Annotated in this window: 9 protein-coding genes; all 9 read left to right on the plus strand. The window is 58.8% G+C overall.

Annotated elements, in window-relative coordinates:
• Nucleotides 1–189 (plus strand): PH domain-containing protein (locus B2696_RS09290; RefSeq protein ID WP_286955093.1); only part of this gene is annotated, 189 nt, incomplete at its 5' end.
• Nucleotides 190–200: 11 nt separating this feature from the next.
• Complete coding sequence (gene uvrC, locus B2696_RS09295) at nucleotides 201–2,267, plus strand: excinuclease ABC subunit UvrC (RefSeq protein ID WP_075729862.1); 2,067 nt, start codon at nucleotides 201–203, stop codon at nucleotides 2,265–2,267.
• Between the two features lie 65 nt (nucleotides 2,268–2,332).
• Entirely contained in the window at nucleotides 2,333–3,214 is an 882-nt protein-coding gene (rapZ, locus tag B2696_RS09300; RefSeq protein ID WP_276622328.1) for an RNase adapter RapZ, read from the plus strand.
• Between the two features lie 41 nt (nucleotides 3,215–3,255).
• Nucleotides 3,256–4,272: a gluconeogenesis factor YvcK family protein gene (locus B2696_RS09305; RefSeq protein ID WP_286955094.1), complete on the plus strand. Its 1,017-nt coding sequence runs from the start codon at nucleotides 3,256–3,258 to the stop codon at nucleotides 4,270–4,272.
• A gap of 156 nt (nucleotides 4,273–4,428) precedes the next feature.
• Complete coding sequence (gene whiA, locus B2696_RS09310; RefSeq protein WP_286955095.1) at nucleotides 4,429–5,421, plus strand: DNA-binding protein WhiA; 993 nt, start codon at nucleotides 4,429–4,431, stop codon at nucleotides 5,419–5,421.
• Nucleotides 5,422–5,901: 480 nt separating this feature from the next.
• Nucleotides 5,902–6,909 (plus strand): type I glyceraldehyde-3-phosphate dehydrogenase, encoded by a 1,008-nt coding sequence (gene gap, locus B2696_RS09315; protein WP_286955097.1) that lies wholly within the window; start codon nucleotides 5,902–5,904, stop codon nucleotides 6,907–6,909.
• Between the two features lie 120 nt (nucleotides 6,910–7,029).
• Complete coding sequence (locus B2696_RS09320; protein ID WP_075729857.1) at nucleotides 7,030–8,247, plus strand: phosphoglycerate kinase; 1,218 nt, start codon at nucleotides 7,030–7,032, stop codon at nucleotides 8,245–8,247.
• A gap of 73 nt (nucleotides 8,248–8,320) precedes the next feature.
• A complete protein-coding gene (tpiA, locus tag B2696_RS09325) occupies nucleotides 8,321–9,103 on the plus strand; it encodes a triose-phosphate isomerase (protein WP_075729856.1) in 783 nt (260 codons plus the stop codon).
• A gap of 157 nt (nucleotides 9,104–9,260) precedes the next feature.
• A complete protein-coding gene (gene secG / locus B2696_RS09330; RefSeq protein WP_075729855.1) occupies nucleotides 9,261–9,497 on the plus strand; it encodes a preprotein translocase subunit SecG in 237 nt (78 codons plus the stop codon).
• Nucleotides 9,498–9,791 lie beyond the last annotated feature (294 nt).

Below are 9,791 nucleotides of genomic sequence, written 5' to 3' on the forward strand. Positions count from 1 at the left end.
ACGCGTTTTTATCCCTGGCAGGTTCTCTACGGGCTTTCTTTTCCCGAGGGAGACCGGATGGCACGCCTGGAGCTGCCTAATTTCGAATACGTTCCGGTCTGGGCCTTACAGTCAGGGGACAAGTCCACCGTCATTGACAGCGTGCGGCGCTTCCGTGACTTGGAAGCCAAATACATGCCCCAAGATTAGGCGGGGCGTGCATGGCAGATCCCACGACCTATCGCCCCGCACCAGGTGCGATACCTACAGATCCGGGCGTCTATAAGTTCAGGGACGAAAATCGGCGAGTCATCTATGTAGGTAAGGCGAAGAACCTGCGGGCTCGCCTTTCCAACTATTTCCAGGACTTAACCCAGCTGCATCCGCGGACCCGGCAGATGGTGCTCACCGCCGCTTCGGTGGAGTGGACCGTCGTCGCCAGCGAAGTAGAGGCACTACAGCTGGAGTACACGTGGATCAAACGCTTTGATCCCCGCTTCAACGTCATGTATCGCGATGACAAGACGTATCCAATGTTGGCAGTCTCCGTGGGGGAAACCGTCCCGCGGGCCTTCTTCTACCGCGGTCCGCGGCGCAAGGGAGTTCGCTACTTCGGCCCTTATTCCCATGCCTGGGCGGTCAGAGAAACTCTCGATCTTCTCACGCGCGTGTTTCCCATGCGCACCTGCGCCAAGGGCGTATATAACCGCCATGAACGCTTGGGGCGGCCTTGCCTCTTGGGCTATATCGGCAAGTGTGATGCGCCGTGCATCGGTCGAGTGAGCAAAGAAGAGCATCGCGCGACGGTCAATAGACTTATTTCTTTCATGAACGGCAACACCGCCCCCGTCGTGCGCCAGCTCAACAAGCAGATGGAGGAGGCGGCGGAGAACCTGGAGTTTGAAAGGGCTGCGCGGCTGCGTGATGATCTGGGCGCAATCAACAAGATCATGGAGCAGCAGGCAGTGGTTTTCTCCGATGGGACGGATGCGGATCTCATTGCTTTTAGCTCCGATCAGCTCGAGGCCGCCGTGCAGATTTTTCATGTCCGCGATGGGCGGATTCGCGGCCAGCGCGGCTGGGTTGTCGAGCGGGTGGGTGATGAAGCCACCGCGCAGCCACTAGAGGAGGGCGACGCGGATCCCTCGCTGCCCGCCTTGTTGCAGAACTTCCTCATCCAGTTTTATTCCGACGCCGTCGAGCGGGAGCAAGAGGAGATAATTGAGGATGCCGCCCTAGCTGCCGATGTCACGCGGCGCGGGGTCGACCAAGAGTCCCACGCCCACGCCAAGGCGGTGCGGGTTATCCCGCGCGAGATCTTGGTCCAAGTCATGCCGGAGGAGGCCCCGGAAGTTGTTTCCGTCCTCGAGGAGCTGCGTGGCGCGAAGATCGACATTCGCGTTCCCCAGCGCGGGGACAAGCGCGCACTTCTAGAGACCGTCGAGCGCAACGCCAAGGATCAGCTGCGGCAGCACAAGCTCAAGCGTGTGGGAGATCTCACTGCGCGTTCTGCGGCACTGCAAGACATCCAGGAAGCGTTGGGCATGGAGCAAGCGCCTTTGCGCATCGAGTGCACCGACATTTCCCATATCCAGGGCACCGATGTGGTGGCTTCCCTCGTGGTATTCGAGGACGGTCTGCCGCGCAAGTCCGACTATCGCCGCTATCGCATCAAGGAGGCCGCCGGTGACGGGCGCTCCGACGATGTCGGCTCGATAGCAGAGGTCACCCGCCGCCGATTCAGGCGCCACCACGAGGACAAGCGGGCCAACCCGGATGAGGAGCTCGAGCAGTCGAGCTTTGCCGAGGAGAAGGTGATAGAGGAATCCGCCGAGGCGGGACGTCGCTTTGCTTATCCTCCGCAGCTTTTCATCGTTGACGGTGGTGCGCCACAGGTGGCAGCCGCGCAGGCAGTATTCGATGAGTTGGGCATTGTCGACGTCACTCTCGTGGGCCTAGCCAAGCGCCTCGAGGAGATCTGGGTCCCCGGCGAGGACGATCCGGTGATCTTGCCCCGAAACTCGCAGGCTCTATTTCTCCTTCAGCAGATCCGCGACGAGGCGCACCGCTTTGCCATTACCTACCACCGCCAGCAGCGATCTCAACGCATGCGCAGCTCTGTCCTCGATTCCATTCCTGGTCTAGGACCGCAGCGCCGCACCGACTTGGTCAAGCACTTCGGTTCAGTCAAGCAGCTCAAGCAGGCCACGGTGGAGGAGATCGCGCAGGTGAAGGGGTTTGGGCCGAAGCTAGCGCAGACGGTATTTGATTCCTTGCAGCACCTATAGTTGCCTCTAGCAGTTGCCTCAAGTTAGCTTTTTGAGCTCCGCTCTGCGGGGCAGAAAGAAGTAGACTGACTGTCATGACGCAATTTGAGACACCGCCAATCCTCGTTACTGGTATGTCTGGCGGAGGCTTGTCCTCTGCGGCCAAAGTCCTGGAGGACAAGGGCTATTACGTGGCCCATAACATCCCGCCGCGGGCCATCGTGGACCTATTGCAGTTGTGCGCGCTGAAGGAGACTGAGGTCAACAAGGTCGCGGCCGTGACCGATGTGCGCTCCCGCATGTTCCCCGGCTCAATGATGGAAACCATTGCCCAGTTGACCAAGCTCGACATGGAGCCAACGGTGCTCTTCCTCGACGCCCGGGATGATGTGTTGATTCGACGCTTTGACTCAGTGCGGCGCACCCATCCTCTGCAGGGCCAAGATACTCTCAAGGCCGGTATTCAACGTGAGCGCGAGGTACTAGCTGAGCTGCGTGATCGTGCCGATGTCATCATCGACACCACTAACCTCTCCATCCACGATCTTCGCCGCGCAATTGAGGCCTCTTTCGGCGAGATGCGCGGCAACCGCCAACACGTAACGGTGGAGTCCTTTGGCTTCAAGCATGGCTCCCCGCGCGATGCAGACCTCGTGGTCGATGTGCGCTTCCTACCCAATCCTTATTGGGTTCCGGAGCTGCGCGGCTATCGCGGCACCGATGAACCGGTGGCTGACTACGTGCTCTCGCAGCCGGCAGCGGAGGAGTTTATCTCCAGCTTCGTCACCATGTTTGATTCCATGCTTGCTGGCTATCGGCACGAGGGAAAGAACTTTATTACCGTGGCCGTTGGTTGTACCGGCGGCCATCACCGCTCCGTTGCAGTTGTCGAGGAGCTTGCCCGGCGCCTCAGCTGCAACGATCAGCTCGAGGTTAGCACCCTGCACCGCGATATTGCGCGCGGATAGAGGCAGGAGACATGATCCAACCAAGGAGTAACACTAGGCCTATGTCTTCACCCACCCACATGGTCAGCCTAGGCGGCGGTCATGGGCTTTATCAGACCCTGCTCGCCGCGCAGAGAAGTGGCGCTGAGCAGATATCAGCTATCGTCACCGTCGCCGATGATGGTGGTTCTTCCGGCCGGCTGCGCCGAGAACTAGACATCATTCCGCCCGGGGATCTACGCATGGCGTTGGCCGCGCTGGCCGGCGAAGACCCCGTCGGTGATCTGTGGGCGCGAACCCTACAGCATCGTTTCGGCGGAACAGGGGCCATGGCTGGCCACGCGGTAGGAAATCTGCTCATCGCTGGGCTCACAGGGGTACTAGACAACTATCAGGCGGCTCTCGATGTGGTCGCAGAGCTAACTAATTCACGCGGGCGGGTTTTCCCCGTGGTCAATCAGCCGTTGGAGATCGAGGCAGAGGTTGCAGGCCTGGATGATGATCCGCGTGTAATGAGGCCGGTTCGCGGCCAGGTGGCTGTGGCATCGACACCCGGGCAGGTGCGCCGGGTAAAGATCTTGCCGGAGGATGCGCCCGCCAATGCCGATGCTCTTGATGCGCTGCACATGGCGGATCTTATTACGCTCGGCCCGGGCTCTTGGTTCAGTTCGGTTCTGCCCCACGTGCTGGTGCCGGACATTGTGCAAGCGATCAGTGAGTCGGATGCCTTAAGGCTTGTGATCCTCAACCTCAGCGCCGAGCCAGGGGAGACCCATGGTTTCTCCGCGGAGCGGCACCTCCACGTCTTGGCTCAGCACGCTCAAAGTTTAAGCATTGACCGCGTGCTGGTCGACGAAAATGCACTGCCCTCCCAAAGCGAAAGGATCTACCTGCAAAAAGCGGCTCAAGTCTTAGGCGCCAAGGTGGTATTTGCCGATGTCAGAGTAGTCACCGAAGATGGGGTTGCGATTAATAAGCATGACCCAGACAAGCTTGCAGCGGCGATTTTGGACATCTATCGCGAGTTCAACAGTGCAGAGGCTCATCAGAAGGATATCTCTCCAGATCGGAGTAGTTAACGGGTGCCCACAACAGGGTTGCTTGGAGGAGATCGAGCGCGCAGGCTTCCAGGGCACGCGCTATGATGAGGTGTTTAATGGATGCCGCCCGAGGCTCGGCGAGATCAAAACCATCGCTGTGCCGGGCGGTCTTGAGTCTGAGAAAGGGGCTAGAGGTTGACCGCTTCATTGACTGAGCAGATCAAGGATGAGCTTTCCACGGTGTCGCTAACGCGTCAGTCTGCCCGCTCGGCGGAAGTGGCCGCTATTTTGCGCTTCGGTGGGGAATTGCTTGTTCACGGGGATCAGATGTCTTTCGAGATCGAACTCGACAGCCAGCGCATCGCCGATCGCCTGATCGCAGAACTAGATGCGCTTTTCGGTATCAAGGCAACCAGTCACGTGGTCGGTCCTTCGCGCAGCTCGCATAAGAAGACTCGCGTCCAGTTGAGAATCGGCAACGGTGCCAAGGAATTGGCTCGCCGCCTTGGATTGGTCACGCGCTCTGGAAACCTAGTGGTGGGCCTGCCTCCACAGGTGATCGCGGGCTCGATCTCCGATACGGAGGCTGCGTGGCGGGGCGCTTTTTTGGCGCAGGGATCTGTGAGCGAACCGGGGCGTTCCTCTTCTTTGGAGGTTGCGTGCCCGTGCCAAGAGGCAGCATTGGCTCTCGTGGGTTGCGCGAGGCGCCTAGGGCTATCCGCTAAGACGAAGGAAACCCGCGGAACGGATCGTGTCGTCTTGCGAGACGGCGATGCTATCGGCGCTCTGCTAACCCGTATGGGCGCGCAAGTCACGCGTCTGGCGTGGGAGAAGAAACGCGTCAAGCGTGAGGCTCAGGACACTTCTAAGCGCCTTGATAACTTCGATGACGCCAATTTGCGGCGCTCGGCGCGAGCGGCGGTGGCTGCCGCGGCCCGCGTTAAGAGGGCAATGGAAATCTTGGGAGACGATGTCCCGGAGCACCTCGCCGACGCTGGTCTCCTGCGCGTTCAGCACAAGGAGGCCTCGCTGGAAGAGCTTGGTCGCTTGGCTGATCCACCGATGACCAAGGATGCCGTAGCTGGGCGTATCCGCCGTTTGCTGTCTATGGCGGATAAGCGTGCGGAGGAGCTGCGAATCCCGGATACTAGTGAGTCTCTGTCTGAGGAGCTTTTTGAAGACTCATAGGTTCTAGACTCTGGCCGATCTTGAAGCGAGCCTTTCTTGAAGCGAGCCTTCAAGTATGCCCGAACGGACACCATTACCGTGCAAGCGTTTGCATGGATATGGTGTCCGTTTTTCATGCATAAGTGGGGTTGAGCCCCAAGCCTCGGAAAATTGACCGAGTGAGATATAACACCTAAACAAATATAAACCCACATAAACGGGCATAGGGCGTGCTGTACAGCAACTTTCTATCACTTGAGCGAATGAAGGGGGACTAGTATACGCCTTTTCTTGGCATTCTTCAGAAAAAGATCCCGCACTTGCGCAGGCCCTGCGCGCTGCGAAAACCGTGGGTACTATCGGCCTTGTTGGGAAAGACCGAGGGCTTCACAAACGCTCACTGTTAGCGCCTGTCGCTAACGCGCACTGTGCAGAAGTCACCCTGGTAGACCCCACAGATATCACAGACATATTGAATCGAATCTTTGAGGAGAAACTACAGTGACAATCCGCGTAGGTATCAATGGCTTTGGCCGCATCGGCCGTAACTTCTTCCGCGCTGTAGCGCAGGGAGACAGCAACTTGGAAGTTGTCGCAGTCAATGACCTGACCGACAACGGCGCTCTTGCTAACCTGCTCAAGTATGACTCCGTGCTGGGTCGCTTCGACGGCGACATCGAGTTCGATGATGAGTCCATCACCGTCAACGGCCACCGCATCGCCGTGTCGGAAGAGCGCGATCCTAAGAACTTGAAGTGGTCCGATCACAATGTCGATATCGTTGTGGAGTCCACTGGCTTCTTCACCGACGGCGAAGCTGCAAAGGCTCACCTCGCCTCCGGCGTGAAGAAGGTCATCATTTCGGCACCGGGCAAGAACGTTGACGGCACCTTCGTCTACGGCGTGAACTCGGACGACTATGACCCCGCTAACCACAACGTCATCTCCGCAGCTTCCTGCACCACCAACTGCTTGGCTCCCATGGCCAAGGTCTTGGATGAGAAGTTCGGCATCGTAAACGGCCTGATGACCACCGTCCACGCCTACACCGGCGACCAGCGTCTGCAGGATGCTCCTCACCGCGACCTCCGTCGTGGCCGCGCCGCCGCTGTCAACATGGTGCCCACCTCCACCGGTGCAGCTAAGGCCGTGGCCTTGGTTCTCCCGCAGCTCAAGGGCAAGCTTGATGGCTATGCAATGCGCGTTCCGGTTATCACCGGCTCCGCCACCGACCTCACCTTCCTTGCTTCCCGTGACGTAACCGCCGAGGAGATCAACGCAGCCATCAAGGAGGCCGCTACCGGTGAGTTCGGCGAGACCCTCGCTTACACCGAGGACCCGCTGGTATCCACCGACATCGTGACCGATTCCCACGGTTGCATCTTTGACTCGGGCATGACCAAGGTCTCCAACGGCAACTTGGTCAAGGTTCTTGGCTGGTACGACAACGAGTGGGGTTACACCAACCAGCTCGTTCGCCTGACCAACCAGGTCGCGAACGCCCTGTAGCTCACATCTTTTCATGAAGAGGATACCGGCCCCTTGTAGTGCCTGACGGCGCCGCAAGGGGCCGGTATTGTGTTCAATAGCTAACCCTGCACGACATTCTCAGAAAGAAGAGGATTAACAATGGCTTTTAAGAAGCTCGAAGACCTGCTCAACGAAGGCGTAGAATCCCGCCACATCCTGGTACGTTCGGATTTCAACGTCCCCCTCGATGAGGAAGGCAACATCACCGACTCCGGGCGCATCACGGCCTCACTTCCTACCATCAAGGCCCTCGTAGACGGTGGCGCAAAGGTCATCTTGTCGGCTCACCTGGGCCGCCCGAAGGGGCAGGTCAACCCCAAGTACTCTTTGGCACCGGTAGCGGAGGCCCTATCTGAGGCCCTCGGTCAGTACGTGGCACTGGCCAGCGATGTCGTCGGCGAGGACGCACACGAACGCGCCAATGGTCTCAATGACGGTGATGTCATGCTCATCGAGAACGTTCGCTTCGATCCTCGTGAGACCTCCAAGGACGAGGCCGAGCGAGGTGTCTTCGCTGACGAGCTCGCGGCCTTGGCGGCGGACAACGGAGCCTTCGTCTCTGACGGATTCGGCGTGGTTCACCGTGCCCAGGCCTCTGTGTACGACGTCGCCAAGCGCCTGCCCGCCTACGCCGGCAAACTCGTGGAGAAAGAAATCACCGTCCTTTCCACCGTGGCCAAAGATCCTGCACACCCCTACGTGGTGGTGCTCGGTGGCGCCAAAGTCTCCGACAAGCTTGGTGTCATCGAGGCTCTCGCAGACAAGGCCGACAAGGTCATCATCGGCGGCGGCATGTGCTACACCCTGCTGGCTGCACAGGGCTACAACGTTCAAAAGTCCCTGCTGCAGGAGGACCAAATCGGCGCTTGTAAGGACCTGCTGGAGCGCTTCGGAGACAAGATTGTCCTGCCAGTGGACCTCGTCGCAGCTTCCGACTTTGATGCCAACGCTGAGCACAAGGTCGTAGCCCTAGATGGCATCCCTGCAGGTTGGCAATCCCTCGACATCGGACCGGAGTCTGTCAAGGCCTTCGGCGACGTCATCGCCACCTCCAAGACCGTATTCTGGAATGGGCCCATGGGCGTGTTTGAGATGGAAGCCTTCTCCAAGGGCACCGCTGGCGTCGCCCAGGCGATTATTGACGCCACTGCCAACAACGGCTCCTTCACCGTGGTAGGCGGCGGTGACTCCGCGGCCTCGGTTCGCACCCTCGGTCTTAATGAAGACGGATTCAGCCACATTTCCACCGGTGGCGGCGCTTCCCTCGAGTACCTCGAAGGCAAGGAACTGCCAGGAATCGCCGTCCTCGAGGCCTAGGCCAGGCGCGCTAGGCACAGTTGATCTAAACAGAGTCTCACTAGAGTCTTTTAACTAGAGTAAGGAATCAAAAATGGCACGTACTCCACTGATTGCTGGTAACTGGAAGATGAATCTCGACCACCTCGAGGCCATTGCTTCGGTGCAGAAATTCGCTTTCGCATTGCCGAAGGACTACTACGAGAAGGTCGATGTGGCCTACCTCGTCCCCTTCACCGATATCCGCAGCATCCAGATCCTCGTCGCAGGGGATAAGCTGCAGGTCAGCTACGGCGCGCAGGACATTTCCTCCCATGAGTCTGGCGCATACACCGGGGAGATCTCCGGTAAGATGCTGGCTAAACTCGGCTGCACCTGGGCCATCGTCGGACACTCCGAGCGCCGTGAGTACCACGGTGAGACCGACCAGCTCGTAGCAGAAAAGGCTGCCGCTGCTCTGGCAAAGGGCATCAGCCCCATCGTCTGCGTGGGCGAGCCGCTCAACGTTCGCGAGGCGGGAACTCACGTGGACTTCGTGGTTACCCAGACCCGCAACTCCTTGGCGGGGCTCACCCCCGAGCAGCTAGCAAAGACGGTCATTGCCTATGAGCCAGTCTGGGCAATCGGCACTGGCAAGGTAGCCTCCGCAGAGGACGCCCAAGAAGTGTGCGCTGCCATTCGCGGTCTCATCAAGGACCTCGCTGGCGAAGATGTAGCAGCTGGCATTCGTATTCTCTACGGCGGCTCCGTCAAAGTTGATTCGGTGGCTGAGATTGTGGGCAAGCCCGATGTTGACGGTGGACTGATCGGCGGCGCCTCGCTGGTGGGTGAGGACTTTGCCAAGTTGGCTGCTAATGCCGCCAACACGGTTGCCTAACTTAAGTCATAGAGCGCGGCGCGGTGGGTGACCTTTTGCTACATAGTGTAGAGTTATCGGGAGCAATTGCTTCGAGCAATAACACCTTTCCGCGCCAGCCTCAAAGCCACCAACGTGGCAGCGGTAGAGCGCAACAGTAAAGCGAGGAAATATACTCATGATCTTGGCCCTGGAAATCGTCCTGGTGATCAGCGCGGTCCTAATGACTGTGTTCGTGCTCCTGCACAAGGGCAAGGGCGGCGGGCTTTCCAGCCTCTTCGGCGGAGGCGTGCAGTCCAACCTGTCCGGTTCCACTGTGGTTGAGAAGAACCTCGACCGCTATACCATCGTCATGGTTATCATCTGGTTGGCTTGCATCGTTGGTCTCAACTTGCTGCAGACCTACAGCGGCTAGGACTCAGACCTTCAACGCGCAGCGTTTAGTTGCGCTGTGATTATGGGCGGCACCTTCTCTTTTATGGAGAAAAGGTGCCGCCCTTTGCGCGCTTGCTGGAAGCTAAGCGGCTCTTCTGGGTTTTAGAGTGCGTGGTGGGACTGACATATAAGAAGCGAGTCCCTTGTCGGTATTTTCCGGGATTATGACCACCGCGCAGTCATAGTCCTGCTCATTGTTGGTTTCCCCACCGGGGTTTGTTTTGGGGTGCCGGAAGTCGCCGCCTGGCTTGTTGTCCTAACGGCTGGTGTGCGG

This window comes from Corynebacterium sp. UBA4397, assembly GCF_002390965.1.
Classification (GTDB): domain Bacteria; phylum Actinomycetota; class Actinomycetes; order Mycobacteriales; family Mycobacteriaceae; genus Corynebacterium; species Corynebacterium flavescens.

Coding starts and splice junctions, on each gene's coding strand:
- secG (WP_075729855.1), top strand. CDS start 9,261: ATGATCTTGGCCCTGGAAATCGTCCTGGTGATCAGCGCGGTCCTAATG.
- tpiA (WP_075729856.1), top strand. CDS start 8,321: ATGGCACGTACTCCACTGATTGCTGGTAACTGGAAGATGAATCTCGAC.
- B2696_RS09320 (WP_075729857.1), top strand. CDS start 7,030: ATGGCTTTTAAGAAGCTCGAAGACCTGCTCAACGAAGGCGTAGAATCC.
- B2696_RS09305 (WP_286955094.1), top strand. CDS start 3,256: ATGTCTTCACCCACCCACATGGTCAGCCTAGGCGGCGGTCATGGGCTT.
- uvrC (WP_075729862.1), top strand. CDS start 201: ATGGCAGATCCCACGACCTATCGCCCCGCACCAGGTGCGATACCTACA.